Here is a 26,931-nt window from a genome sequence, read left to right on the forward strand (position 1 = left end):
TCGTCATCGCCGGGAATCGTGGTGGTGGTGGTCGTGGTGGTGGTCGTTGTTGTTGAGGTCGTCGGCCAGACGCACGCGCCTTCGACATCGAACGCGTAGTGCAGCGCGTGCGGAGCGGCCTGCGTCGCGTCGGATCCGCCCACGATGTGGACGACGCCGTTCAGGCACTCGCCTTCGCCGTACACGTATTCGGTGGGCAGCGTCGGGCCCGCGTCCCAGGAGTCGCTGCCCACATCGTAAACGAAGACCGTTAACGCCGGGTTGATCCCGGCGACCGCGTCCGTGATGATCGACTGATACCCGCCCATGTTGACGAGTTGCAGTTCGCCATTGTCGTTATAGATGGTGGTAAAAGCCGAGGCGACGCGCGTCTCGGGCATGTCCGCCATGTCGACGTCGGACCAGTTGTCGGCGTCCCAATCGTACGTTTCCGCCGCGTTGGTGTCCGTGGCGAAGACGAGATTGTTTCCGCCCGCGGCGTAGAGATTTCCTTCCGCGGCCCACGCCGCAAGCTCCCAGCCCCCCGTAACCTGCAACATGCCGGGCAACGTGTTCCACGTATCACCGGCAGGCGAATAGACGTAAACGGCCTCCTCCCAATTGCCAAGCTCGAAATCATAACCGCCGAACAGATACATCTGGCCGTCCAGCACGGCCGTCGCGTATCCCTCGAGTCCATTGGCGTGCGGAACGGGGTCGCCCGTCGTCCAGGTGTCGCCGGCGATGTCGTAAATGTAGAGAACGTTCGTATTGTCCTGGTCGGCGAGAAACCCCCCAGGGACATAGATCTTCCCGTCGATGTACGCGGCATCGAGCTGGCCGACCGGCGCCGGCATCGACGCCATGGTGTCCCAGGTGTCCTGAGCGGGATCGTAGCGGAACACGTCGTCTTTTGCGTCGTCCGCCGAATCAAAACCGCCGCCGATGTAGTAGAGATAGGTCCCGTCGGAAACGAGAGCGCCGGCCCACCGCGCGGACGGCAGCGGTTCCATTGCCGTCCACTGCGCCGCCGATGTTCCGGCAAGACCGAAAACGAGAAACAGCGCGACCGTCAGTCGTAGAACAATCATCCCCTGCCTCCATCCTGTTGTTTTCTCGACGCACCCGTAAGCGCAAAGCGTACCACAGCCGGGCCGAACGCGTTGGAATTTCTCGAGAATGGTAAGCCGGATGGAATCAGCAGCCGCAGCAGCCCTGCGGATCCCTCCCCGTCGAATCCAGCGTGGGTTCGTCGTCGGCGACGTCGTCGTCGAATTGACCACCGCCGTCGTCATCCGCGTCCTCGTCAGGCTCGCCGGCGTCGTCGTCGGTTTGATCGTCGTCGAAATCGTCGTCGTCGAAATCGTCGTCGTCGCCGGGAATCGTCGTCGTGGTTGTCGGGGGAGACGTGCTCGTCGTCGTCGTCGCGTCCGGATCGACGCACAGCCCGCCCGTCACGAGGGCATAGTGCAGCGCGTGCGGCGCATCCTGCGCGGCGCCGGAGCCGCCGACCACGTGGATGAAACCGTCCAGGCAATCGGCCTCGGCAAAGACCATCTCGGAAGGCAGGGAGGCGCCGGTCGTCCAGGTGTCGTTTTCGACCTCGTATAGAAAAACGGTTTTCTCGGCGAGCCCCGGCGTGCTCGCGTATCCGCCGATATTCATGAGACGCAGATCTTCCGCGCCGGTTCGAAAGGCGGCGTCCGCGGACGCGACGCGCTCCGCGGGCATGTCCTCCACGATCGCGTCGATCCACGCGGTAGTGTTCCAATCGTAGGTCTCGGTGGCCGCGGTCGGCCCCCCGTTATTTCCGCCGGCGGCGAACAGGCGCCCGTCTCCCGCCCAGGCCGCGACCTCCCAGCCGCCGGTGGCGTCCATCGTACCGCCAAGAAGCGTCCAGGTGTTCGACGGTGGATCGTATTCGTAGATCTTGTTTTCCTGGACGAAGTTCTCGTAATCGTAACCGGCGAGCAGGTACAATTTGCCCTGGATGACCGCGGTCGCGTATCCCTCGAGCCCGGCCGGGTGCGGGACCGGCGCTCCGGTCAGCCACGAATCGAGCGCGACGTCGTAAACGAACAGCGTGTTCGTGTTGTCCTCGATATCCCGATATCCGCCGGGAACGTAGATCTTCCCGTCGATGTGCTCCGCGTCGATCTGGCCAAGGCCCAAGGGCATCGGATTGAGGGTGGACCAGGTGTTCAGATCCGGGTCGTACCGGAACACTTCGTCCTCGACGACCGGCATATCGTCGATCCCGCCGCCGATGTAGAAGAGGAACTCCCCGTTGGAAACGAGCGCGCCGCCCCAGCGCGCCGCCGGAAGCGACGCCTTCGCAAGCCACTGCGACGCGGATATCGAGGCCGTCGCGCAGACGATCATCAGCGCGGCAAGAAAACGGCGAAACGACATGGTAGCTCTCCGAAGGCCGATGCGTTGTCGTATTTACGTCGGAACGTCCCGAAATCGATATCGGATGCGAATGGGCGAATCCTAGCACATCGCGCGGGCGGAACGACACGACGGTTCGATGACGCCCGTCAAGTCTTCCGGCGACGCGGCGCGAACCCGTCCCGGCCAGCCGGTGTCGTATCGTGGAATCGCCGATCCGGCCTTGTGGCCGTCCTTGCGGACGGGTTTCGGGTTTGTGCTATGATCGGCCCGCTTTTGACGCCAACGACGTAAGGGACGCTGGAATTGGCAGACAAGACCTTCGCTCTGGAAGACTATCTCCGGATTCTCTGGCAACGGAAATGGCTCCTGATCCTGCCCGTGGTGACCATGGTCGCCGTCACGGCGGTCGGCAGCGTTTTCCTCAAGGACATCTACCGCGCGTACACGCTCATCCTTGTCGAGCCGCAGCAGGTCCCCGAGGAGTACGTCAAATCGTCGGTGACCTTCTCCGTCGAAAAGCACATGAACACCATCCGGCAGCAGCTCATGTCGCGCACGCTGCTTGAGCGCGTCATCGCCGAATACAATCTCTATCCGGAGCTTGTCGCCGAGGGCGTGCCGATGGAGGAGATCGTCGAGCTGATGCGCGACAACATCCAGCTTCGGGTCGAGGGCAAGGACGCGTTCACCCTGTATTTCCAGGGCCCCGATCCCTACCTCGTCATGCAGGTGACCAACAAGATCGGGAGCCTGTTCATCGAAAGCACCTCCGAGTCGCGCGAGCGCCAGGCGTCCGACACGGTCACGTTCCTGGAATCGAGCCGCGACGAACTGAAAGTGCAGCTTGAGGAGGCCGAGGACAAGATCCAGAAGTTCAAGGCGATCCACATCGGGGCTTTGCCCGAGCAGACGCAGTCGAACCTTCAGACCATCGATCGCCTGCAAGCGCAGCTCCAGACGAGTTCGGATCTCCTGCGCGACGCGCAAAACCGCCGCGCCCAGCTCGCAAGCCAGCTCGCGAACCTGCGCCAGAAGTCGATGATCAGCCAGGGCGGAAGCTCGGGCATGGTCGATTACGAAATGCGTTTGCAACAATTGCAGGCGGAGCTTGCGGCGCTTCAGTTGAAATACACGAACGAGCACCCGGACGTGATCCGCAAGAAAGGCCAGATCGATTCGCTGAAGGGCAAGATGCGGTCGGACTCCGGCTCCGGGCAACAGGTCGATAACCCGATGACGCGGCAGATCGAGGCGAGCCTCGCCGCGGCGGAAGCGGACACACGCCGCCTGCAAGCGGAGGTCGGCGGCCTGCATGGGCAGATCAACAAGTATCAGGGCAAGGTCGAGATGACGCCAAAGGTCGAGCAGGAGCTTTCGATGCTCACGCGCGACTACGAAACGACGCGCGCGTCGTATGAGGACGTCCTCTCGAAGCTGACCGAGGCGAAACGCTCCTCCGAGATGGAAACGAAGAACAAGGGCCAGCAGTTCAAGGTCATCGACGCGGCCAAGCAGCCCGGCAAGCCCTTCAAGCCGAACCGCCCGTATATCGTCGCCATCGGATTCGCTCTGGGGCTTCTGATCGGCATGACGGCGGTGTTCCTCGCGGAGCACTTCGACGACAGCTTCAAGAACGCGGAAGACATCGAGGACGCGCTTGGCGTCTCCGTGCTTTCGTCGATCCCCCGCATCGAAACGCAAGCGGAGATCGACCAGCGCAACCGTCAGATGCAGCTTGGCATCGTCGTCGCCTGTTTGATCGCGGCGGGCGCGGTGGTGCTCATCATCATCAAGATGACGTTTCTGACGGGGTAACTGGATCCACAGATTCCACGGATTGCACCGATTTGAACCGCAAGACCGCGGCGCCCCCGGGAGCGCAGGCGTCCCGCCTGCTTTTGACCTTGGACCGCGGGCGGCCCGCCCGTTTATGATGCGATGCCCGATCGCATCTCCCCGACACACCTGAAAAACCTCGATCGCGTTTTCCCGCGACGGCCTCTCCCCGGGACCGCAGGTGTCCTCACCTGCTTATCATGCGATTGGAAACGCCGCGCCCATCTTGCGAGGTGACGCATGAACGCCGAATGGCACAAGAAACACCCGATGCCGAAAAACCCGACCACCGAACAGCGCATCGCGTGGCATCGCGAGCACGCGGTCGTATGCGCGTGCCGCGAGATCCCGCCGAAGCTGCTCGCGACGATGCGGGAGAACGACGCGAAAAACGCGCGGGCGGAGAGCGCGATGTCCGAGCCGCAAACGAAGGCGCGTTAGCATCGGAGTGCGCGGGTAAAGTGTATGCGCCAGTCATTGCGTAAGTCTGTCGAAGCAGGTGAGGACACCTGCGGTCCCAGGGAGGTGCCGATTCGGCTCGGCGAGTGCGCTTGGTATTTGGGAGCACGCCGGGGTGGCGAAGCGAACGTAGGAGCGCCCTTCCAGGGCGCGATCGAAGCAGGCGGGGACACCTGCGGTCCCGGGGAGGCGCCGTTTCGGCTCGGCGAGCGCGCCTGATATTTGGAAGCGCGCCGGGGTGGCGACGCGATTGTAGGAGCGCCCTTCCAGGGCGCGATCCGAAGCAGGCGGGGACGCCTGCGCTCCCGGCGAATCGCGGCTAGCGGCTACAACGCGCCGCGCTCGTTTTCGAGCGAGAGCTCCGGCACGTAGACGCACACGTCAAACCACGTCTCGCGGGCGACAAGCTCCAGCATGGCGCGGCGCACGGTGGAAAACTTGGCGATGCGGTCGCCGGTCTTCGCATCGGTCAGCTCCATGTTGACGTTCGCGAGGTTCGAGTTCTTGCACACGAGGTGCGTTCCGTCGGGGCGCGTGTAGAACAGGCCGGCAAAATCGTGGCGGTGCGCGAGCATCATGCCGTAGAGTTCGACCTCCTTGTTGCGGAAGCGGAAGCTCCAGCTATGCCGGTCGGCGTGCATGTCCGTGCCGAGAAGCGTCTTTAAGCTGTCGAACCGGATCTCGCGGCCCTCGTGACGCAGCACCGCGCACGAGAGAAACGGCGTCAGGCGCCCGGCGATCTCGACGCGCGCGGACAGGCCCTCGAACACCGTGTCCGGGTGCTCGTCGAAGCCCGTGCAGTGCCCCCACGCCCACTCGGCCGCGTGGTTCGCGCCCCAGTTGTGGCCCTGCATCATCGGCACGCCGTCCACATCCTGCGCCGCGCCGTTCATGGTGATGTGCCCGTTCGCGGTCGCGTCGAACACGGGAGCCGCCGTCTTCGATCGGGGCAGCGGCGCGGTGTACATCCACGGTTTCGGGAAAAGATCGACCGACCCCGCGTCCGCGTCCCACGAAAGGTCCCACGCGACCTCGTTGCCGAACGCGTCCTTCAGCTTGCCGTGCGTGTGGCCGGGAGTAAAAACGCACGGGCCGATCGACAGGCCCGCCTGCCCGTAGGTGAATTTCGCCTCGTGCAGCGGCGCGGAGTTGCGGATGGAAATCGACCGGCGCGGGTTGTTCGGCACGATGCGCGTGAACCACACGCTGACCGCCGGCGGCGCGGGCGTTTGCGGGATGAGGATCGTGAAGCGGATCCACACGGCGCGCGCGGCCGACGAGTCGGTGAGCTTCACGAAAAAGCTCTCGACGTGCGGCCCCACCGGCGGGTTCGCCATGACGACGTTTTTGCGAGCGGCTTCGTCTTTCACGCCCGCGACTCTACGTTTACCGTCGCTTGCGAATCAATAGGCGCAGGCTTGCGTGTCGCGGACGAGGACCAGGGCGACGCCGTGCGGCGGCGTATTGCCGGTGAAGAACGATTTCAGGTATCCCATCATCGCTTTGCTCGCGTTTGCGATCGCCAATTTGACCCGGGTCAAGTCGCAACATTTTTTTGTTGACGACGCAAATACGAAGCGTATGGTTCCTAACAGGCGGGATATTGATATTTCAAAGGGGGAGAAAATGCGCGGCTTATTTGCTATCGTCATTTTCGCGATGTCTTTTCCGGGAACCGCTTTTGCTGCCCCCCCCGTCGCCTGAACCGGACATCTACGCCGAAGACGCGTGGAACGAAATAAAGAACGACAATCCGGGCGCCGAGGTCACGTGGAGCAAATACGGCTTCGCGGAGCGCGTCGCGAAGGTCGAAATCGAAACGGGTCATTCGGACGTCAAGGACATGGAATCGGCGGCGCGATCATTTGCATACGCGCAAATGGACCTGTTCGGCCTTTCAGACGCCGAAATCGAAGCGCTGGTCGTGCGTGGTAAAAATGACGGCCAGTTCGAAAAGACGATTCCGTCGATCAAATTCTATCAGTACAAGGACGGGTATCGCGTCAGCGGGGGATCGTTCACCGCGATATTCAGCCGATCGGGCAACGTGCGCGGTGTTTACAACGAAACCGTCCCTGACCTGCCCGATTACGCCCCCGCGACGGTAACCGCCGAAGAGGCAATTTCAAATTTCTTTGAATTTTTCGACTTTCCGGATGCGGATTGGAAGCCGAAAACGGACGTCTTTATTCGAGGACATCGAGACGACCGTCTTGTCTGGCGGGTATGGGGACGCGGCTATATTGCGCAAATCGACGCCTATACGGGCGAGGTCGATTTCGCGGAAGAGGAGGAGGTTGAGGAATACACCGGCGCGAAAGTGAACGCTTACGAAACGCAATCGGACTATGACAACGGAACTGCGGACGATCTTTGGATATGGTATGTCGATGCGAAATGGTGGAATGGAGTTTTTTACTACACGATTCCGTTTGGCAAATATTTCAAAATCTACGATCGCCTGACTCTCGCAAATGACGAAATCGACACGATCGAGAGTAACGCTGGGGGTGTCTACCCCTATTTTAACTACGCCGATAACGACTGGCGAACGGCCGTTGGGAATACGTATTACCACCTTGGTAATGCTGCTCAGGCGTATGTCGATTGGGGATTTCAATCGGAAAACCAGGGAGAACATGAATTGGCGGTTGTCGTTCATCACATTGCTCGAATTGGATGGCCAAACGGCACGAATCCGCACTTTAACGCCAGCGGCATGGCAAATGACGGGTCAATGGAATATGGGTCGGCTTTAAATTCCGCGCACGATGATTGGCCGGTTATCGCTCTTGATATTGGGTACAATTATTGGGGTACAACCGGAGGCTCTCGACCGCCTCACGTTATGAAACACGAATATAATCATTGGGTTTCTTGGTCTGAGACCGATCGAGGCTTGGTCGAAGCGGAGGAAGCGGACCTTTGCGCTAATGACTGGCGTGCACTTAATGAGGCTTTGGCGAAATTTATGGGTGCTTCAATGGCCGACGTTGCGCCAAATAATTTCGAGGCAGCGCAATTTCATTGTTACAATGATGAGTATCATTGGGATTTCGAGGATAACTGGTTTTGTTGTCGCGCGCCATCGCCGAATCAGGTTGGCAATCCGGACGATACCCACGATTTGTGCATGAGCTTGGTTCAGGGGCTTTGGGACGCCCGTGTTGCTGTGGACGATCGCAACCCCGGGGACGGCAAGCCATTTGTCAATCAGTCTGTATATCATGCAATCGCGAATATGGAAGAAGTCGAATCCTGCTATACCGCCGCGTGGAAGATATCGGATGCCTCGTTCTATCTTTCGCTTGCATGGTGCGAAGGGATTCAAAATTGTCCTTATATACAGTATGACAATGATATCTACAATGCACTTTACGGTCATGGTTATCTGAGGCAATCCTGTTTTTTTAATCCGGAAACCTACACAATAGGCGACAACTGCGACGCGCCAGCGTCAACATTCTGTCCGCGTCGTGACGGATCACCTACTTATCCATTTCCTGGTTGGCAATGCACAAATCCATAAACTATTTGCACATTGTTTCGCTTGTGGCGTTGGCGATCGTTGCGCTTTGTATACAGTCTTGCAGCACATGTAACCGAGGCGACGAGGATGTCAATGACGACGAGGATGTCAATGACGACGAGGATGGCGATGACGACGACGATGGCGATGACGACGATTTCGATGATGATTTCGACGACGATACGGAATTAGACGAGGAATTTCCGCGAACGTATTTGGGATGGCTTGCGGCTCCTAACCATATTCGCGTACTGGACGGCGGCGCGTGGGATGATCCTCTACCGTTTGAAAATTATGGTCTGTTAGCCTCTACCGGCTTTGGCGAGTATATCTATAGTGTAGGAGGCGCGGATGAGATTAAATTCTATCGCACGGATCCGCTGACTTTTGTATCGGAAAAATTTGCCGAACTCGATGGATACAATACGCCCGTCGATTGGTTGCTCGTATTCGCGGAGGATTCTTTCGTCCTGAGATTTGGTGACGAGAAAAATTTCTTCGTGCAATACGTTCCACAGGAATTCGAGGAAGTATCAATCGCCGAAAAAATCCGCGGATTTCAAAGCGGATTCGACCGTACGCCGTATATGTGGAGCGACTCGAAGATTTTTCAGTATGACGGAACGAATCTGACGACTATCGCGGAGTTGAACGGCGCCTTTCAGAAGATAACGGCCGTCGTCCCGCACGATGGCGGCTTCGTCATTTTGACCGACAAGAAGATTCTGCGATTCGCGGACGATGCGTGGACGACACTCGCTAACGAAACGGCGGATCGCGTTTTTTCGAGCAAGGATGGCGCGCTCTATTTCGGGCGAAAAGTAAATCCGTTAACCAATCGCTTCTATCGGTTGGACGACTCGAAATTGGTCGGCATTGCGGGCGGCATGGAGTTGCCGTGCCCGTACGAAAAAATCGCGGCAGTCGGCGAAAATTTCCTGCTGGCGCTTTGCAACTATCCCGGCGAGTTCTGCGGCGAAGGTGAGCCTGATGACAAGGGTTATCAGATCATTGCTGAGGGTGACAATCTCGTTTGCTCCAAGCCCGACGTGATCGGATGGCATTTGCACCTGTTCGATTCACGCCGCGCGAAAAGGTTCGAGTGGCCATAACCCGCCCGATTGCCGCCTCGCGCCACCTCGTCCATCACGCCAAGCCCGCCGCGACGTAGGACACGCCGCGCCCGTTCAGCTTCGCGTCGAGCGGCACGTTGATGAGCGCGGGCTTTTTCGCCGCGAACGCCTTTTGCAGCGTCGGGGCAATGTCGGCCGCGGATTCGACCTGGTATCCCTCGCCGCCCAGGCTCTTCACGAAATCGCCGTAGTGCGTCGGCGCGAGCAGCGACGCGGCCGCGAACTCCTCGCCCGCCGCCTCGATCTGCGCGCAGCGGATCTGCGTCCAGGCGGCGTCGTTCCCGACGATGCCGACGATCGGCAGATCGTGACGCACGGCCGTGTCGTATTCGAAGCCGTTGAAGCCGACGGACCCGTCGCCGAACACGACGAGCACCTTCTTGTCCGGGAACGCGGCCTGCGCGGCGAGCGCGAACGGCATCCCGACGCCCAGGCACCCGAACTTGCCGGGGTCCATCCACTGGCGGGGGCCATTGAGCGGCACGCACTTGCTCGTCGTCGCCACGATGTTGCCGCCGTCGCCGATGATGATGGTATTTTCGTCCATCACCTTGGCGATCTCGGCGCCGAAGCGGTGCGGATTGACGGGGAAGACGTCGCTTGTCATCTCGCCCATCAATTCCTCGCGCGCGACGACCTCCATGCCGCGCAATTCCCGCGACCACGCCTCGCGCGCGGCGTTCGGCGCGTCCACGGCGTCGGCGAGCGCGTCGAGAACGAGCGCGGCGTCGCCGATGATGACGTGCTGCGGCGCGATGTTGAAGCCGATTTTCGACGCGTCCGGCTCGACCTGGATGATCGTCGCCTCCGGGTTGATGCCGCGGCCATAGCCCAGGCGGAAGTCCGCCTCCGCGCCGACCAGGAGCACGACATCCGCGCGCGAGAGCGCGGGCTTGCGCGTCAGCGAATAGAACATCGGGTGATCGTGCGGCAGCATGCCGCGCCCGAGCGCGTTGAGATACGTCGGCACGCCGGCCTTTCGCACGAAGCGGTCAAGCGACGCGGACGCGTTGTCCCAGTGCAGCGACGCGCCGCCGACGATGACCGGACGTTCCGCGCCGGCCAGCAGTTCCGCCGCCGCGGCGACGGCGGCCGGTTCGCCCGCGCTGCGCTCCTGGTCGGGCGCCAGAAGGCTCGGGCCGGCGTGCTTGGGCTCGCCCTGTTCGAGGAGCTTGTCGATGGGGATCTCGATGTACACCGGGCCGCGCCGCCCCGTGTTCGCGATGTGGAAAGCGCGCGCCAGGTATTCCGGAATGCGCGCCGTGTCGTAAACGCACGCCTGCCACTTCGTGATCGACTTGACGAGCGAGATCTGATCCATCTCCTGGAGGCTGCCCTGATCCATGCGCGCCATGCCGACCTTGCCGCCGATGACGACCATCGGGCTCTCGGCCTCGTAGGCGTTCGCGATGCCGGTGACGGCGTTGGTGACGCCCGGGCCCGCGGTGACGATGGCGCATCCGGGCACGCCGGTGAGGCGGCCCCATGCGTCGGCCGCGTGCGCGGCGGCGGCCTCGTGGCGCGTGTCGATGATGCGCACGCCTGACATTTGCAGGCCGATGTAGATTGGCGCGACGTGCCCGCCGCACAGGGTGAAAACGCACTTTACGCCGGCCTGCGCAATCGCCTGCCCGGCCAGAACTCCTCCGATCATGTCGCCTCCCGATATTGCGTCTCGATAACGCGTTGCCTTCCGACGGCGAGGCAAGTGTAGTCGCGGGAAATACGCCGGGCAAGGCGAGGAGGCATGCGGAATGCGGAATGGGGAGTTCGGATTGCGGAGTGCGGAGTGCGGAGTGCGGAGTGCGGAGATTCGGAGATGCGGAGGGATTTCGGATTTAAAGCGCAAGAATCGCCATTCAACGCAAAGTTGCGTACTTGCGGCGACCTTCCAGTCTTTTGTCCTTTCAGCCTTCTAATGAAAACCGGCGCCGCCCTTTTCGGACGGCGCCGGCCTTGATCCCTCTCCAGGGGCGTTTGCACGCCCCCCTTCCGAAATCGTTTACATGTTGTTGATGTCGTCGCAGATCGTCTTGGCGGTCTCGTAGTCGCCGGCGAAGTAAGCCGCTTCGGCCGCCGCGAAGGCGTCGGCGAAGTCGTCAAAGCCATTGACCGCGCAGTTGTCGGAGATCTCGCCGTGCGCCACGTTCAGCGACAGGGCGGAGCACTGCTGGATCGCGCGCTGCTTCATGGACGCTTTCTTGAGCCACAGGATGTCGTAGAGCTCATCGAGATCGTCGACGGTCACATCGAAGACCGAGAACGGTACGTAGCTCGCGAGCACGCTCGCCGGCACCTGGGCCTTGCCCTTGCCGCCCGTGGCGACGGACACCTGGTGCTTCCAGAAGCCGATGGTGTGCGGGTCGCCGCAGGTTTCGACCTTGCGCGTGAACTTCGTTTCCGCCGAGAAATCGCACGGATCGCCGAAGGTGAGCGTCAGGAGTTGCTGCGTGTTGTCGAGCGGCTCGAGGATGAAGATCGACTGGCCTTCCGTCGACGCGGAAACGATCGCCGAGGAGCAGCCGGTGACATCGACGGTCGCCGAGAACTCGCCCGCGGCGTTGGTGTCGCCTGAGCTGGCGCCCGTGAAGAAACCGCAGGAGGTCGAAAGCTCGACGAACTGGCCGGCGACGGCCGCCTGATTCTGATAGACGCTGGCCTTCACGTTGAAGAGATTGCCGTTCTCGCTGCTGGTGAGCTCGAACGCCACGTCCGCGAAGCACGACAGCGCGCATTTGCCGGCCGCGTCGTCCACGATCGCGTTGGCTTCGTCATTGACGGACGCGGGCGAAACCGTCACCGCGGCCTTGCCGTAGAGAGCCTTCCAGATGGCAACCTGAATCACGGAACCGGAAAAGCTGTCCGCCGCCTCGTAATTTAAAAGGATGTAGGACACCTCGCACCAGGGCGACGCAACCGGCGCGGGGATCACGTTGGCTTCGAAGGGCCCTTCGTTCAGGGCGTGGTACAGATCGACGCAGTAACCGAACTCCGTCGAGCTGCCTTCGTTGTCGCTGATGAGCAATTCCATCTCACCGGCGCTCACCGTGCCCCAGTTGATCGCGCCGAACTGAAGATCGACGAGACCGGCGGCGCTGTAGCTCTGGAAATCGACGATGACCGACGCGGGCGCGACGGTCGCGAATCCAAGCACCGCAAGGATGACCAGAAAACGCGTTGCGAACTTCATTTCCATCTCCTCCCCTTTTTTGGGTTTCCGGGTTGGCGCCCCCCAACTCCAGGAACCAGGCATCGCTGCCTATGCTTAAACGTTTCGGCAGAGAAATTCAAGAAGAAAAGTAAATTAACGAAATTTTTACTTATTCAGAAAAATATAGCCAAACTATTTGAATTTATTGCATTTTTTACGACAGTGCCCGAGGCAAATCTGTTGCGTCGGTAGAATTGTAAAGCGATTCGCGGACTTTTGACGCTCAAAAATGGCGTCGATAATGGTCTTCGCGCGTGTCGCGAATAAAAAAGGCGCCGCCCCGCTTGGCGCGGGACGACGCCGTCGATCGAATCCTCGCGCCGCCGATGGGCCCAACGGCGCGATCGACTTAGAAATTCACTTCCGTATTCAGGAAGAAGAACTGGTCGGGCTGCATGGTGACTTGCTCGCCCTGATCGTCGGTGATCTCCGCGGTGTAGGAGGTCATCCGGTAGTTCGGGCAGACGCGGACGAATTTCACCGGCTGATACCAGAAGCCCGCGAGCAGGAACGTGGACTCGTCCTGCCAGCCGATGGCCTTGTCCTCGTCGTTCTCCGTGTTTGGATCGATCATGTCGAAGCGCGCGATGACGCCGAACTTCGTCAGGAACCAGAAATCGGCCCACGCCGAGAAAACCTGCGTCGTGACGGCGGTCAGGTCGGAGCCGGCGACGAGAGGCCGGGCGTTTTCGTCGCCCGTTTCCGTGACGCGCTGCGCGACGTTGGCGTTGACAGAAAAGCCCATCGTCTCGTCGATGTCGTAGCGGTAGCCAAGGATGGCGTCGAAGGAGCTGTGCGTCAGTTCGGGGAAATCCGGCGCTTCCTTGTCGAAGTGGTACACACCGAAAAGCGCGAGGCCCTTGAGTGCATCGACGTTCTGGAAGGGCGTCAGATAGAGCATGCCCGAAAACGCCTTGCCCGCGTTCGCCTCGGCCGCGCGCACACCTTCGCCGTTCAGCGCGGCGACGTTGTAGTAGGCGTACGTCTTCTTGTCGTCGCCGAATCCGCCGTGGATCGACACGCCAAGGTCGGCCGTGCTGCTGCGCGAGATGCGATATTGGCCGAAGGCCGCGTCGAGCAGGTAGCGGTGGCGCCACAGCGAGTAGATCTTGTCGGCCCACGGCGTCTTGATCATGCCGAACGACGTGCCGATTTCGGTGAGCGGCTGGTAGTCGAGGAACGCGTATTTGACGAAATAGTCGTACGCGCCGGTGCGCGACGCGGACATGCCCGTGACAACCTCGGTTTGCGTCTCGTCCACGTCCGGCGTCGCGGGATCGTCTTCCAAGACGCCGGATGGCACCATCGTCGTTTCGGTTTCGAACACCTCGCCACGCGCCGCGTCGATCGTGACGCGCGCGCTCCAGTTTTCGCCGAACTTGGCGTCAACGCCGAGATAGGCCCGCGTCAATTCGAACGAATTCATGTCGTTGTCGTCGAATCGCGCATCGTAGTCTTCGTAGGCCGACAGATTGTACTGATAGTGCGCGAAGATCGTGGCCGACGGCTTCACGACCAGGCCGCCGTCGTCCGCGGCGGCGGCGCCCGCCAACAGCAGAACCACACCCAGAATGACAAGTGCCCTTTTCATCGTGCCTCCTTGTGGCCGCCCTCATTCGGGCGGACGTGCCCTCGATTCCACCGACTCCGCAATCAGGAGATCTTTATCCGGAAATCGGTGACGATTCCGCAACGATTTCGTGACTTGGGTCAAGCAGACTTTGGCGGGAGATTGTTACATCGACATGGCGCGTTCGTGGCGATTTGGCAATTTATGACGAAATGTCGCGTTGTCCGACTGGCGTGTGGCGGGAAAGCGTGGGGGCCGCGTTACGGTGATGTCGCTAAAGCGCGCGGAAGCTCGATGCACGAAAAAAGGGACGAACGGTCATGCGTTCGTCCCTCTCTTTTCTCTTTCCTGTTTTCTATTTTCTCAGCTTACGGCACGACCAGATCCGCGTAGATGCCGAGGTAATCGGTCTGCCCGCCGACGCCGTTGATGTCGAGCATGTCGATGCCGTATCCACCGATCTCGGGGATCGCGATCGCGCCGAGCAGGTCCACCAGAAGCGGCACGAGCTTTTCGACGAGCGTCGGCACGAATTGCTCGAGAAGCACGTCGTTGAAGTTGTAGTCGGCCTCGTAGATGCCGATGTCGACGTCGAACACGGAGTCGTCGATGTCGAGCACGATCGCGCCCTGGTCGTCGATGGTGATGCCGACGGGCAGGCGCAGCGACATCGCCGCGGCGAAGGCCTGGACCTCGCCTTCGGTCGGATGATCGACGATCAGCCGGATGATGTATTCGCCGAGCTTGAGGTTGGCCGTGACGCCGTCCGTCGACGGTTCAAGTTCGAAAACCGGCGGCAGGTACGGCGACAGCTCGACGATCACCGGTGCGTTCGGGTGAATGAGCAGAAGTTGCGGGAAGAAGATCGCGAGCGTCGAGGTCTTGAGCGCCGGATCGCTAAACTCGAAGCGAAGCACGCCGGAGCGGTAAACCTCGTACAGGATCTGATTGATGATGTCGTCGTTGATCGCGATGCCGAAGCCGTAGGGCGTCGAGGTGCCGGGGATGAACGTCCCGAACACCGGCTTGCTTCCCGGCTTTTTCCAGCTACCCGGGAAAACCGGCATCGTTGGATCGATGTTGTCCGCGGACATCATCGCCTGGATCCAGACGAGAAGGCCCGACAGGTCCGTGCTTGCGGCCTGGAAGCGCGCGTCCAGATAGAAGGTTTCGCCGAGCAAATCGAAATCCGTCGAAAGATCCAGATCGCCGAGCAGGTCCTCGAGCGCCTCTTCGATCACCGGCTGAATCAGCTCGGGCCCGATCAGCGAGAACAGCGCGGAGATCCCGCCGGTGAGGTCGTCGAAGAACTCGACAAGATCGCCGAGGATGAGGAGCAGCTCGTCGATGTCCAGGTTGACGAGGGTCGTCGACAGGTTCGAAAAGCTCACGTCGAGGCTGCCGCCCGAGGCGGTCACGTTGATCTTGGCGCTGAAGTCGATGCGGTCCGCGCCGAAGCTCCCGGAATCCGAGAAACCGATGCCGATCAAATCGCCGTAGAAGCGGACGTCGAGGTTGATGTTCGGGATAGACGCGTAGAAGTAGATGCCGTCGGCGTTTGCCTGCAAGTCGAGAATGGGTTGATCCATCGTGATGGTCTGCAGCTCGATGTACGCGTTGGTGCAGATGCCCCACAAGCACCCCAGGTCGAACAGCTCGACGGGGCTGTTCTCGTGCAGGTACTGGTTGATGTCGAGTGCGGTGATCAGCCCGACGATCAGGTCCTGGATCGCCTCCAGACCGACGGGGGTCACGGCGGCGCCGAACGAGTCGTTGGCCAGCGTGTTGTTGCTGATGAATTCGCCGGAGAGCACGGAGATGTTGCCGTCACCCAGCGAATAACCCTGCGCGTTGAACGCCTCGGCCACGATGGTGTTGAGGCCCGGGATGAGCGGGACGGTGATGGAGAAATTGCCGTTGCTATAGCTTGGCACCGCGCCGTTGACCTTCACGTTGTAGCAGGCCAGGTCGTTGACCTTGCACGTGCCCTCGACAAGCACGCTCGTCGCCTGCGTGAACGTGCCGCGCGCCGGCTTGGTGAAGGTGATGCGCGCCGAGTCGAGAAGCTCGATTTCGACCTTGATGCTGTTGGACAAGGCGTATCCGGGCACCTTCGCCCGCAGGTTGAATGTCCCCTGCTTGTCGAAACGCACCCAGCCCTCGGAGGCGTTGTAGGTCACGCCGTCCTTCAGCGGCTGGATGTCGAGCGTGTAGTTGAGGGACAGTCCGATAAACTGGTCGAACTGATCGTAGAGCGCGACCTCCATGTAGAACTCGGAGCCGGGGAAAAACTTCAGCGCGGGGTTTGACGGATCGGGTTCGAGCGACAAGACGGCATACGGCTGCGGGCCGGAATCGTCGTCCGCGTCGTCGTCGAAGTCGTCGTCGAAATCGTCGTCGGAGTCGTCGTCGAAATCGTCGTCAAAGTCATCGTCAAAATCGTCATCGAAATCGTCGTCGAAGGCGTCGTCATCGTCGTCATCGAAGTCGTCGTCATCGCCGCCGCCGGCGTCGTCGTCGCCGCCGCCATTGTTGTCGTCGTCATCCGGGTCGATGCCGTCAAAGTCGTCGTCGGCGTCGCCGCGAATGGGCGGCGCTTCGTCGCCCTCGCTGTCGCCCTCGCCGCAGCCCAGGGCGCCGGTCAGCGACGCGGCAAAAAGCACGACAAAAAGCGCGAGCCAGTGCCCGCGCGCGCTGCGAATGTTCATCCCGAAATTCCTGATCACGATCGCACCCCCCAAAGGCGCTCGAAACGCGGCGCACGTCGCCGCCCGTCCCCATGGGACGCGAACCACGGAAGCCGTGATTCAAACGGCGAAATCATACCAAAAATCGTGCGTAAAGTGAATGGAGATATTGATAACAACATCCTGAAAAACCGACCCGTTTTTGTCCTCGGATCGTCAGCGCGCTGCCCTGGGACCGCGGGCCGCCGGCCCGTTTGGGATTGCGTCGTTCCTGGGACCGCGGGCTGCCGGCCCGCTTCGGTGCGTCGTTCCTGGGATCGCGGGCCGCCGGCCCGCTTGGGATTGCGTCGTTCCTGGGATTGCGGGCCGCTGGCCCGCTGCGGTGCGTCGTTCCTGGGACCGCGGGCCGCCGGCCCGCTTAGGATTCCTTGGTAACGACAAGCGCCTGCGTCTCGCCCGCTGCGTATAGCGCCGCGCTGCTCCACCTCCAATCCTCGGCGCGATCGACAAACCCGGCCTTGACCGGATTTTCGTGGATGTATTCGACCGCGTTTTTAAAATGCGCTTCGTTTCGAATAAAACGGTCCCAATATTCCGCCTGCCAGACCTGACCGCTTCGCCCAAGAACGGCGTTGATCTTCTTGGCGGTGTACGACTTCCACGACCAGATGACGCCCGCGAGCAAGTGTGGGGGAATCATCTCGACCAGCCGGTGGACGTGATTGGGCATGATCACCCACGCGAGGATGCGGTATCGCACGCCGTCGAAGTGAAGCCAGTTCTCAAGCACGATCCCGGCAATTGTCTCGTCGCGTAACCAACACGCACCACGGCCCGCGTCGAGGTATCGCTCGATTCTCCGGCGATAGGCGTCGTCGTTTTCGTGTTTGGCGGAAGCGTGCAGTTTTTCGGCGGTTTCGCGAGGAATCGCATCGGCAAGCCGGTATGTGATGAATTGCGTGGCGAAGGAACTGTCGAAATGGGGGAGGTATCCGCGCGAGTGCCAACCGTACTTTGGTCGTTCCGTCATACCGGATATATCGGACATTTTTTCAAAGCGGGCCAGCGGCCCGCTTAGGATCGCGTCGTTCCTGGGACCGCGGGCCGCTGGCCCGCTTATGAATGTCCGCCGCCCGCGCGATGGGACACGGCCTTTCGATATTCACTACCCTCGAAATTCAGGATCGATATTCAAAAAGCCCAGCGGGATCAGCCCGGCGGCTCGATTCTATCCACTTCAAGTGCCTCGCTTTTAGAAGGCGACAGGATACGGGGACTTCTGATTTCACTACTTGAACCCCGCGATGCACGAAGTCGTGTCGTAAAAATCCTTTCGCCACGCACCGTTGTCGAGCGAATAGATGTTCCCGTTGCCCCCGTTTGGAAATTGGTACGCTACGAACAGTTTTTTATCTGAGAGCTTCAAGAGATCGCCCATGCGGGTCGTTGAATCGAAAATCCGGGCCGGTTCCGTTTCCGCCGGATAATGGATCGCTTCCCAAGCTCCATTCTTGTAATGCAAGAGCAACTCATCGTTTAGGAGCACATGCACGTAGAAGTCGTTCGCGTCGGTACCAACAATTTCGTACGCAACATAATGAGCATAGGGTTCAGGAAAGTCGAACTTCGTCCAGCCCGAGGAGCCGCGGGACCACATACCGCCGTCGCCGGCCGCCACGATGAAATCCTTCGATATACCCCAAACCGCGAAGAACTCATGCCACACGTCGTCAAACCGGATTTCGTTCCAGACGCCGTCGATGTATTCCAATATCAACGGATTGGTGGCCCCATTTTTCGAATACGAACCGACGGCGAACACGGACCCCCATTTCGCGGCCCATACGTCGTACAATCGCGTTTTCGCGTCACCTGTTAATTCCCGATTCAAGGAATTTCCGTCGAACCGATCGACGACGTAGCCGTCTGAACTGTCTCCGATTGCCCAAACGTTTGTTGGCGAAGTTCCCGTGACGCGTCGAAATTGAAAATCGTTTGCCTGATCGTACAGCGCAAGGTGCACTTCACGCCATTGATCCCCATCGTACCGAGCAAAAAACAATCCCTTGTCGTTTAGATCGTCACCGAAAATGCTGTATCCAACCGCGACAATAAATTTTTCGTCAAAAGCCCAAAGGTCGTTGATCGCGCAGTTCTCAAAATCCTCCCAAAAAATGTCGGGAAGCTTGCTGGTATTTATGGCGTAAATTCCGCAGTTATATTGCAAATTTCCATACGGAAATTCTTGATCGGTTAGGTTTGCTGCAACCAGAAGATCGAAGCCGGTGTCGTCGTCATCAACCGCCGTATCGTCGTCGTCACCGGCCGCCGCATCGTCGTCCTGTCCGTCGTCGTCCGTCTGATCATCGTCGTCGTACGCGGCAGCATCGTGGTCATCAGCCTGCCCGGAGCTTGCCGAAGGGTCGCCGCACGACATGCCCGCGAGCGGGAGGACGAGCACGAATGCGAACAGCGCGAGGGTGGCGAGACGGAAGGCGCGGGCGAGGGGGTGCATCGAACGGAAAACGGACGGGTTCGAGGATCCCTCCCAATCCATGAGCGCTCCCAATGCAGAGGAATATTTATACGCCTGTCGGGACCGGAATTGAAGCGCGCCTGGGACCGCGGGCCGCCGGCCCGCTTCGGATCGTACCAAACGCGCCCGTTTCGGGGCTGATCACAAACTGGCGGGCGGCCCGCGGTCCCAGGGGAATCGCAGCCTAAGCGGGCCAGCGGCCCGCGGTCCCAGGATGCTCCAAGGGGCGCTACAGGTAGAGGTTGAACATCAACCGCCCCTCAATCGCCCGCGGGCGCACGCGCGCGTCGAAGTCGAGCGCCAGGTTTTGCGCGACGGCCCAGCGCAGCGTGTGCGTCGCGTCGTACGATTGCCCGGCGCCCTGACCGGGGAAGAACAGCCACTGCCCGCGAACGAGATCGACGACGCGATCCGAAAACGCGATGCGCAGCCCCGCGGCCGGCCCGCCGCCGGCGATGACGGGCCAATCGTCGTAGCCCGCGATCTCCGACGAGCCGAAAACGCGCACCTCGCCGAGCGCGAAAAACGCCACGCGCTCTCCCGCCGTCGCGAGGGTCGCGCCGCCGCCGATCTGGGCCACGGCGCCCGTGCATCCCGTGCAATATTCGTCGCGCGGCGTCGTGACGCCCGCGCGGAAATCCCACGACATCCTGTGATCGAAGCGGTCCACCGGCGTGAGCGACACGATGCGCACGAAGTCCGAATCCTCCACGACCGCGCGGCCCTCGCGTTGCTCCACGCGAATCGTCGTCGGCAAAAAATCGAGCTGCATCAGCTCCGGATATCCGTCCGGCGGGTCAGCCAGGTCGTGCAGCGCGAGGCGAAACGACAGATCGAAAAATCCGCCGCCGTCCGCGAAAAAGCCCGGCCCGATCCCAAGGCGCAGCGAGCCGTGGCCGGACTCCGGGTGATCGCCCGGGCGCGCGGAAAAATCCGGCGGCGGGCTCGGTTCGCGGATCGCGGCGCGCCGCTCGAGAATGATTTGCTTCTTGCGCGCCGCCTCGGAGTTTGTCTTGTAGATGAGTTCGTGCCCGAACAAAAACTCGATCAAATCCGCCGCCGCGTCGAGGATATTGCGTTGCGAGGTGCGATCGAAGCGCGGGTCAAAATCCGCGTTCGGATCCTCCATCAAACGCACCACCATCGCGCGCTCGCGGCCATCGAGCGTCGCGACGCGCCGGCGAAACTGCGTGCGCACCGACGGGCGATAGATGATGTCGCGTACGAGCCCCGGATGCTCGAACAGGACCTTCACGGTGTCCGCGGGAAGCACCGGAAACCGCGTGCGGCTCGTGAGATCGACGTCCGTCCCCGCGGCTTCGAGCGCGCCGAGGATGTGATACGAGCAATTCTCGGTGAGGTAAAAATAGTCGTAGTGCGTCGAGCCGAGTTCCCAGATGTGCGCGGCGACGAGCCACACCTGCGCCTCGTTGAAATCGAGCTCGTACTCCCACAGGTCGCGCGACTCGGAGTCGTTGTACTCGCGCACCTTGTAGTAATACGGAATGCGCTTGTACGTGCCGGGGAAAAGGCCCGTCAGTCCCTTGAACGCGTAGACGATCGCGTTGCCTGTGTCGACATCCGCGGAGAAGTCGATGCCGTAATCGACGATCTCGCGCTTTTTCGCGGCGTCGCGCGGGTCGCCCTGATAAAAACGCAGAAAGGTGTGCCCGAAGGCCGACGACGGGTTGTTGAGGTAGTACGACGAGAATACGAGCGACACGGCCGTCGGCCGCAGGCGCGCCATGTACGTGGCAAAGCGCGGGCACGCCTTTTGATGCCCGCGCGTGACGTCGAGATCGAGCTTGGCGGTAAGCCAAATGGCGCGCGCGGGGAAGCGGCACATCGGGTGCTGCGGCAGGCCGTGCTCATCCGGCTGCGCGGGCGCGAAGATGCCGCGGATCGTGGCGGCGATTTCCTCGCGCGGGTTTGTCTTGCCGTCCGGCGCGAGGAAGAATCCGCGCCCGTCCGCCTGGCTTTTCACGCCGCCGTATAGCGTGGGCCGGTAGTGCAGAAGGCGATGCCAATAGGGATCGTCGGCAAGCGCGGCCTGATTGGCGGCCTCGACCTTCGCCTCGACGTACGCGCCAAGCGCGGCGTCATCCGCGCGCGCGATCGTCGCGAACGCCGCCAGGATCGCCGCGATGAGCGCGGCGCACAAAAACGAGGGGGCTCTTTCGAGCCCCCGGTCGTTCGTCAAATCCATGGGCCGTCGGTGCCGCGACCGCCAGGGAGCGGTCGGTGACGCTCCGGCACCGTTGTACGGTCTCAGCCGAGGTTATTGCAGGAAAGCGTCTCGCCGGAAAGGCGCTCGATGATGGCGTCGGCGACGGCCGCGTCGGAAACGGACTCGTTCGGGAAGATTTCCGTGAAATCGCCCTGCAGCGTGGCGCCGACCGTGGCGGAGCTGCCGCATCCGGCGATCGTCGAGAGGCTGGCGATCGTCTCTCCCGCGCCGCGGCTGATGTCCTTGGCGAGCGCTTCGCGATTGCTCTCGATGAACGAACGCGCGGCGGCGCGGCCCGGCGTCGGGCTCTGGCAATTGCTGGTGCCGGTGGTGATGCCGAAGGTCTGCGTGCCGAAGGTGGCGTTCGTCGTCGCGGCAATGACCTGCTTGAACTTGCCGGGATCGGAGCCGAACAGCAGCGAGCCGAGGCCGCAGCCGGCCTGCGCGTAGCCATCCTTCGCAACGGCCGGCGTGGTGAACGCGACGGCGAACACGAGCGACAGGGACAGCACGGCGATCACAAGAATCTTGCGCATAGAATCTCCTTGAAGAAATGTTGCAGAACCGCATGCTTCGAGCGAGCGCCGACTTTCGATCCGATCGCCCCGGAAAGTCAACGGAGCGCCGCGTCCGCCGTGAGGTGACAAACGGAGCCGCGCAATTCGTCGCGCCGTGCGGCGATCCGAGCCGCGCGCGTGAGCAAGTGGCCGTCCCCGACGCATATTGAGCCGGCCGTCGGAAGAGCGAATGCGAGCTGGATTCACAGATTACACAGACTGCACTGATTTGCGTTGCGGTGTAATACGGCGGATCGCGCCCCCGCCCCCAAATACCAGGCGCGCCCGCCGAGCCGAAGCGGCGCCTCCCCGGGACCGCAGGTGTCCACACCTGCCTATGAACAGGCGCGCCGAAGGAGCGCTTCCATCATTTTCATCGTCGTCGCATGAGTCGATTCGGCAGCGCGTTCGCGGCGCCGCGCGCATCGAAGCAGGTGAGGACACCTGCGGTCCCGGGGAGCGGCCCGATCGGGCCAAGGGGTCGGGGTGGTATTTCAGGCGCTTCGGGAAGACGCGATTTGGGTATCGCAGCATAAGCGGGCCAGCGGCCCGCGGTCCCAGGAGTAAGCGGGCGGGCCCCGCCTTCGCCAAGGCTATGGCGCGCCGGGCAGCCTGCGCTCCCGGCGATGACTTTCCAGTCTTCCAGTCTTTCAGCTTTCCAGTCTATTCCGTTTACGGCAGCTTGTTCGCGAACGCGAGCGCGTTTTCCAGGCGGTCGACGACGGGGTAGTCGGGCACGGCGGCGAGGATGCGTTTGCCGTAGCCCTTCTGCCAGACGCGCGTGTCCATCAGCGCGAGCAGGCCCTTGTCCTCGCGGTGGCGGATCAGGCGGCCCAGGCCCTGTTTGAGCGTGATGATCGCCTGCGGCACCTGGTAGTCGAAAAACGCGTTGCCGCCGCGCTCCTTGATCGCCTCGATGCGCGCCTCGATGACCGGCTCGCCCGGCGCGGAGAATGGGAGCTTGTCGATGATGACGCAGCTTAACGCCTCGCCCTTCACGTCCACGCCCTGCCAGAAGCTCGATGTCGCGAACAGCACGCTTCCTTCTTCCGCGCGGAAGCGGTCGAGCAGCGCCGAGCGCGCGCCCTCGCCCTGCAACAGGCACGGGAAGGGCAGGCGGCTCGCCAGGCGCTCGTATTGCTCGCGCATGTGGCGGTATGACGTGAACAACAGGAACGCACGGCCGCGCGTGGCGAGCAGGATTTTCTCCGCCTGCGTCTCGAACGCGTCGGCGAACGCGGCGTCATGAGGCTGCGGAAACTCACGCGGGACGTAGAGCATGGCTTGCGTCGCGTGGTCGAAACACGTCGCGAGCGCCATCTCCTCGATCTCGAAATCCAGGCCCAGCCGCGCGCGCAGGTAGGAAAAATCGTATCCCGTCGCGAGCGTGGCGGAGGTGAACACGACCGGCCCCGCCTTCTTGAACAGCGCATCTTTTATGAACACGGCCGGCTCGATCGGCTCGGCCACCAGGTGCACGCCGCGCCCGCGCTGTTCCGCGTAGCGGACGCGCGAGGCGTCCTCCATGTCGAAGATGATTTCCGACTCAAGTCCGATCTCATTTGCGCGCCGGGCGAGCTGCGCGATGTCCTCGTCCTCGTGCGCTGCGGCGATCTTTGCAAGGCGCGCGGACAGCGCCGCAAGGCGCTCGCGCAGGTTGTCGTGATCGGCGTGCGCGGCCGGAGGAACATCGTCCGCGCGCAGCCGGCGCTTGCCGTCGTACGGGCGGCGGAAGTGATCGAACACGGCGTCCGCGGCGATGCGCACGTGCGTCAACAGGGATTCGACATCGTCGTCCACCTTGCGCGCGGAGAGCGCGCGGACGATGTCGCGGTCGATTTCGTCGAAACGGAACGACGTGAGGCGCGCGGCGAAAAACGCGGTGGCGACGTCCTCGAGCTCGTGCGCCTCATCGAAGATCACCGCCTGATAATCCGGGATCACCTCGCCGTGTTCGCCCTGTTTCAGCGCGAGATCGGCGAAAAAGAGATGGTGGTTGACGATGAGGATGTCGGCGTTGGAGGCCTTGCGGCGCATGAGGCGAAGGAAGCAGCGCTCTTCCTTTTGGCACTCCTTGCCGGGGCAATTGTGGCGGTTACTCGTCACCTCGGGCCAGAGCGGATCGTCGTCGGCAAGCCACGGCAGTTCCGCGCGATCGCCGGTCTGCGTGGTCGTCGCCCACTCGACGAGACGCTCGTAATTCGCGGCCTCGCCGCGCGAGCGGATGCGGGGCTCGGCGAGGAAGCGATGATAGCGGTGCGGGCACAGGTAGTTTTCGCGCCCCTTCATCACCATGACCTTCGCGTCGAACCCGAGCGCGCGCACGAACGGCCAGTCCTTCCCCATGATCTGTTCCTGCAGGTTTTTCGTGCGCGTGGAGATCACGAGCCGCCGGTCGTACAAAAGCGCGGGCACGAGATACGCGAGCGTCTTGCCGGTGCCGGTCGGCGCCTCGGCGACGAGCGTGCCGGCGTGGGCGAGCGCGTCGAGGACGGCGTGGGCCATGTCGATCTGCGGCTTGCGCGGCTCCCAGGCGGGGTCGCGCGCGGAAAACACACCGCCTTCGGAAAACAGCGTGTCGATTTGCGTATGCGCGTGGGCGATCGCTTCCTTGTCCATCGCGGTTAGAAGCGCTCCTCGATTTCGGTCTCGCCGACGCGAAGGAGATAGAGCGAGCGGTCGGCCTCGCCGTTCTCCAGGAACGTTACCGTGCCGGCGACGCCGGGAAACGCGCGCGTTTGCAGGATCGCGCGTCGCATGGCGGATCGCGTGTCGGCCGCGCCGTCTTTCGCCGCGCGGGCCAAAAGGCGCACGGCGTCGTAGCCGAGCGCGGAAAGCAAGGTGGGATCGTCGCCGAACGAGTCGCGATATTTGTTTGAAAACGCGCGCACGTCGTCGTCGCCCGCGCGGGAAAAAAAGCCGTCGACGATGACCGAACGCGGAAGGTAAGCGCCGGCCTTTTTCGCGAGCGTGTCGTCGTTCCAAAGCGACGGCCCAAGCAGCACGACGTCCTTGATGCCGAAATACACGAGCTGCGGCGCGATGAGCGCGACGCGGTTCGCGGAGTCGGGAATGAAGATCGCGTCGGGCGCGCCCGCGTTCAGGATCGCGTGCGACGGCTTGCGGAAGTCCGTCGCGTCGGGCGCGTAGCTCGTCACCGCTTCCAGCCGATGCGCCATCGGATCGAGGCTTTTCTCGAAGGCGGCGCGAAACGCCTCGCCGTAGTCGGTTTCGGGATACATGATCGCGAAGCGGCGCGCGAACAGGTGGCTCGTGGCGTATTCGACGAGCGCGTCGGTCTGGTTGGCGAACGTGACGGCGTTGCGGAACACCCATCGCCGGCCGGCGACGAGATCCTCCTTGCGCGAGAGCGCCAGCAGCGGAATCTCGGCCTCCTCCGCGATCGCCGCGGCGGTGTCGGCCTCCTTCACCAGAAGCGGCCCGACGATCGCGAGGATCGTGGGATCGCCCGCCAGCTCGGCGACGTGCCGCGCGGCGGTGTCGCCGTCACCCTCGCTGTCGCGGATTTCGACCTCGACCGGCACGCCGGTTTTTTCAAGGCCAAGCATCACGCCGTTAAGCGCTTGCTCGCCGAAGACGCGGAACTTCCCGGACAGCGGCAACACGACGCCCAGGCGGATGGGCGCCGGCTCGTCCTTTTTCGCCTTGGCGCGCGGGGTGCGCGTCTCGGGCGCGCCGGCGATCTCCGCGGCGAGTTCGGCCGCGTCCTCGTGAAAGCGGAAGGCGGGTCGCCGATCGGGGATTTTCGCGAGCAGCTCGCGCGCGGTCACGCGATCGCCCGCGGCGTTGGCGTCGCGCGCCAGGCGATACAGCACGTAGTCGGTCACCACGCCGTCGGCCAGATCGGGCAGCCGCGCATGCAGGTCCGACGGCGGAATCGAGTCTTCGATGAGATCTTTCGCGTTGCGGAGCACCTCGACGAGGCGGGCGCGGTCGCGCTCGCCGGCGGCGGCGCGCGAGTACCACAGCAGCGCGTCGCCGTATCGCGCGTTGCCTTCGAGCGCCTGCGCCGCGAGCATGCGGGCGCGCGTCTTGTTTTTCGCGTCGCCGCGCGCGAGGTAGTCCTCGTAGGCGTCGAGCGCGCGGTTGGGATCGCCGAGCTTGAAGTAGCAGAAGCCGAGGTTGTAGAGCGCCTCCTCGGCGTAGGGGCTTTTCGGTTGCTCGCCTTGCAACCGGTGGAAGTACACGACGGCTTGCTCCCATCGCTCGCGGCGCATGTGGATGCCGGCGATTTTGTAGAGCGCGTTGTCCGCGTATTCGCCCTCGGGATCAAGCTCGAGCACGCGTTGATACGCCGCGGCGGCCTTCTCGTAGAAGTGGTTGCGGTAATACGCCTCGCCGCTTTTGTACGCCGCGACGACGCGCTTTTCGTCCTCGGGCGAAAGCTGGGGCTTCGCCTTCGCGGCGCAGCCGGCGATGGCGACAATTAAGGCGATCAACGCCCAGCGTGCGACGCGTCGAGACGTCATGCTTTCGCGCTCGCGAGTTTTTCGATGCGTTCGGCCAGTGCGCGCGGCACCTTGCGCTCCGGGCCGCGCATCGCGTCGACGTAGGCATCGCGGCACGCGCGGCGCTCGGCGTCGCCATCCTCCGGTTCGGGGATCGCGACGATGACGACAAGGTCGCCGCGCACGGCGCGGGCGGGATCGGCAAAGCCCGCGCCCGGAACGCGCAGGCGCCGGCCGGGCCACGTGAGCGGCGGAATCGCGAGGCGCGCGGTGCCCGAGGGCCGAGTCACCTTTGCGGGGCCGCCCGCGGACGCGCCGGCGACGTCAATCGAAATCGCGGTGAC

Annotated in this window: 19 protein-coding genes; 5 read left to right on the plus strand and 14 right to left on the minus strand. The window is 62.2% G+C overall.

Going from position 1 to position 26,931, the window contains the following annotated elements; all coding sequences use genetic code 11:
• Both K8I61_05250 and K8I61_05255 read right to left on the minus strand, forming a co-directional pair.
• Nucleotides 1-1,070, minus strand: a 1,070-nt coding sequence (locus tag K8I61_05250) for a hypothetical protein (protein ID MBZ0271420.1), incomplete at its 3' end; no start/stop codon positions are given.
• 106 nt (nt 1,071-1,176) lie between these two features.
• Nucleotides 1,177-2,391, minus strand: a complete 1,215-nt coding sequence (locus tag K8I61_05255) for a hypothetical protein (GenBank protein ID MBZ0271421.1) — start codon at nt 2,389-2,391, stop codon at nt 1,177-1,179.
• Nucleotides 2,392-2,676: 285 nt separating this feature from the next.
• On the opposite strand from K8I61_05255, the gene K8I61_05260 reads away from it, so the two are divergent.
• Nucleotides 2,677-4,188 (plus strand): GumC family protein, encoded by a 1,512-nt coding sequence (locus tag K8I61_05260; protein ID MBZ0271422.1) that lies wholly within the window; start codon nt 2,677-2,679, stop codon nt 4,186-4,188.
• Between the two features lie 261 nt (nt 4,189-4,449).
• The gene (locus K8I61_05265) at nt 4,450-4,650 is read left to right on the plus strand and encodes a hypothetical protein (GenBank protein MBZ0271423.1); all 201 of its coding nucleotides are present in this window, start codon (nt 4,450-4,452) and stop codon (nt 4,648-4,650) included.
• A 344-nt stretch (nt 4,651-4,994) separates the two neighbouring features.
• Here the strand turns inward: K8I61_05265 and K8I61_05270 are convergent, their stop codons facing one another.
• Nucleotides 4,995-6,038, minus strand: coding sequence for a hypothetical protein (locus tag K8I61_05270; GenBank protein ID MBZ0271424.1), 1,044 nt, complete (start codon nt 6,036-6,038; stop codon nt 4,995-4,997).
• Nucleotides 6,039-6,138: 100 nt separating this feature from the next.
• On the opposite strand from K8I61_05270, the gene K8I61_05275 reads away from it, so the two are divergent.
• The 3 genes from K8I61_05275 to K8I61_05285 all read left to right on the plus strand — a co-directional run bounded on the left by K8I61_05275 (nt 6,139) and on the right by K8I61_05285 (nt 9,309).
• Nucleotides 6,139-6,372, plus strand: coding sequence for a hypothetical protein (locus K8I61_05275; protein MBZ0271425.1), 234 nt, complete (start codon nt 6,139-6,141; stop codon nt 6,370-6,372).
• Nucleotides 6,350-8,197 (plus strand): hypothetical protein, encoded by a 1,848-nt coding sequence (locus K8I61_05280; protein MBZ0271426.1) that lies wholly within the window; start codon nt 6,350-6,352, stop codon nt 8,195-8,197. The genes K8I61_05275 and K8I61_05280 overlap by 23 nt, the downstream gene beginning before the upstream one ends.
• A gap of 215 nt (nt 8,198-8,412) precedes the next feature.
• Nucleotides 8,413-9,309 (plus strand): hypothetical protein, encoded by an 897-nt coding sequence (locus tag K8I61_05285; protein MBZ0271427.1) that lies wholly within the window; start codon nt 8,413-8,415, stop codon nt 9,307-9,309.
• A 34-nt stretch (nt 9,310-9,343) separates the two neighbouring features.
• Here the strand turns inward: K8I61_05285 and K8I61_05290 are convergent, their stop codons facing one another.
• The 11 genes from K8I61_05290 to K8I61_05340 all read right to left on the minus strand — a co-directional run.
• Complete coding sequence (locus K8I61_05290; GenBank protein MBZ0271428.1) at nt 9,344-10,984, minus strand: acetolactate synthase; 1,641 nt, start codon at nt 10,982-10,984, stop codon at nt 9,344-9,346.
• A 348-nt stretch (nt 10,985-11,332) separates the two neighbouring features.
• Nucleotides 11,333-12,520 carry a hypothetical protein gene (locus tag K8I61_05295; GenBank protein ID MBZ0271429.1) on the minus strand — a complete coding sequence of 396 codons (1,188 nt, stop codon included), beginning with the start codon at nt 12,518-12,520 and terminating at the stop codon, nt 11,333-11,335.
• Between the two features lie 370 nt (nt 12,521-12,890).
• On the minus strand, nt 12,891-14,132 hold the full coding sequence (locus tag K8I61_05300) for a hypothetical protein (GenBank protein ID MBZ0271430.1): 1,242 nt from the start codon (nt 14,130-14,132) through the stop codon (nt 12,891-12,893).
• Nucleotides 14,133-14,479: 347 nt separating this feature from the next.
• Nucleotides 14,480-16,819, minus strand: coding sequence for a hypothetical protein (locus K8I61_05305; protein MBZ0271431.1), 2,340 nt, complete (start codon nt 16,817-16,819; stop codon nt 14,480-14,482).
• A 397-nt stretch (nt 16,820-17,216) separates the two neighbouring features.
• Nucleotides 17,217-17,846 (minus strand): transposase, encoded by a 630-nt coding sequence (locus tag K8I61_05310; protein MBZ0271432.1) that lies wholly within the window; start codon nt 17,844-17,846, stop codon nt 17,217-17,219.
• A gap of 240 nt (nt 17,847-18,086) precedes the next feature.
• Nucleotides 18,087-19,355, minus strand: a complete 1,269-nt coding sequence (locus tag K8I61_05315; GenBank protein ID MBZ0271433.1) for a hypothetical protein — start codon at nt 19,353-19,355, stop codon at nt 18,087-18,089.
• Between the two features lie 208 nt (nt 19,356-19,563).
• Entirely contained in the window at nt 19,564-21,540 is a 1,977-nt protein-coding gene (locus K8I61_05320; protein MBZ0271434.1) for a DUF4105 domain-containing protein, read from the minus strand.
• A gap of 62 nt (nt 21,541-21,602) precedes the next feature.
• The gene (locus K8I61_05325) at nt 21,603-22,097 is read right to left on the minus strand and encodes a DUF3015 domain-containing protein (GenBank protein MBZ0271435.1); all 495 of its coding nucleotides are present in this window, start codon (nt 22,095-22,097) and stop codon (nt 21,603-21,605) included.
• 693 nt (nt 22,098-22,790) lie between these two features.
• Nucleotides 22,791-24,737 (minus strand): ATP-dependent DNA helicase, encoded by a 1,947-nt coding sequence (locus K8I61_05330; GenBank protein ID MBZ0271436.1) that lies wholly within the window; start codon nt 24,735-24,737, stop codon nt 22,791-22,793.
• Nucleotides 24,738-24,742: 5 nt separating this feature from the next.
• Nucleotides 24,743-26,608, minus strand: a complete 1,866-nt coding sequence (locus K8I61_05335; protein ID MBZ0271437.1) for a penicillin-binding protein activator — start codon at nt 26,606-26,608, stop codon at nt 24,743-24,745.
• Nucleotides 26,605-26,931, minus strand: a 327-nt coding sequence (locus tag K8I61_05340) for a hypothetical protein (GenBank protein MBZ0271438.1), incomplete at its 5' end; no start/stop codon positions are given. The genes K8I61_05340 and K8I61_05335, both read right to left, overlap by 4 nt.

It is taken from the genome of bacterium, assembly GCA_019912885.1.
In the GTDB taxonomy this organism is placed as follows: Bacteria; Lernaellota; Lernaellaia; order JACKCT01; family JACKCT01; genus JAIOHV01.

What these genes read in the sequence shown, in the direction of transcription:
- K8I61_05300 (MBZ0271430.1), bottom strand. Translation starts at nt 14,132, where the DNA reads ATGAAAAGGGCACTTGTCATTCTGGGTGTGGTTCTGCTGTTGGCGGGC.
- K8I61_05310 (MBZ0271432.1), bottom strand. Translation starts at nt 17,846, where the DNA reads ATGTCCGATATATCCGGTATGACGGAACGACCAAAGTACGGTTGGCAC.
- K8I61_05335 (MBZ0271437.1), bottom strand. Translation starts at nt 26,608, where the DNA reads ATGACGTCTCGACGCGTCGCACGCTGGGCGTTGATCGCCTTAATTGTC.
- K8I61_05295 (MBZ0271429.1), bottom strand. Translation starts at nt 12,520, where the DNA reads ATGAAGTTCGCAACGCGTTTTCTGGTCATCCTTGCGGTGCTTGGATTC.
- K8I61_05325 (MBZ0271435.1), bottom strand. Translation starts at nt 22,097, where the DNA reads ATGCGCAAGATTCTTGTGATCGCCGTGCTGTCCCTGTCGCTCGTGTTC.
- K8I61_05330 (MBZ0271436.1), bottom strand. Translation starts at nt 24,737, where the DNA reads ATGGACAAGGAAGCGATCGCCCACGCGCATACGCAAATCGACACGCTG.
- K8I61_05315 (MBZ0271433.1), bottom strand. Translation starts at nt 19,355, where the DNA reads ATGGATTGGGAGGGATCCTCGAACCCGTCCGTTTTCCGTTCGATGCAC.
- K8I61_05255 (MBZ0271421.1), bottom strand. Translation starts at nt 2,391, where the DNA reads ATGTCGTTTCGCCGTTTTCTTGCCGCGCTGATGATCGTCTGCGCGACG.
- K8I61_05320 (MBZ0271434.1), bottom strand. Translation starts at nt 21,540, where the DNA reads ATGGATTTGACGAACGACCGGGGGCTCGAAAGAGCCCCCTCGTTTTTG.
- K8I61_05290 (MBZ0271428.1), bottom strand. Translation starts at nt 10,984, where the DNA reads ATGATCGGAGGAGTTCTGGCCGGGCAGGCGATTGCGCAGGCCGGCGTA.
- K8I61_05265 (MBZ0271423.1), top strand. Translation starts at nt 4,450, where the DNA reads ATGAACGCCGAATGGCACAAGAAACACCCGATGCCGAAAAACCCGACC.
- K8I61_05305 (MBZ0271431.1), bottom strand. Translation starts at nt 16,819, where the DNA reads ATGAACATTCGCAGCGCGCGCGGGCACTGGCTCGCGCTTTTTGTCGTG.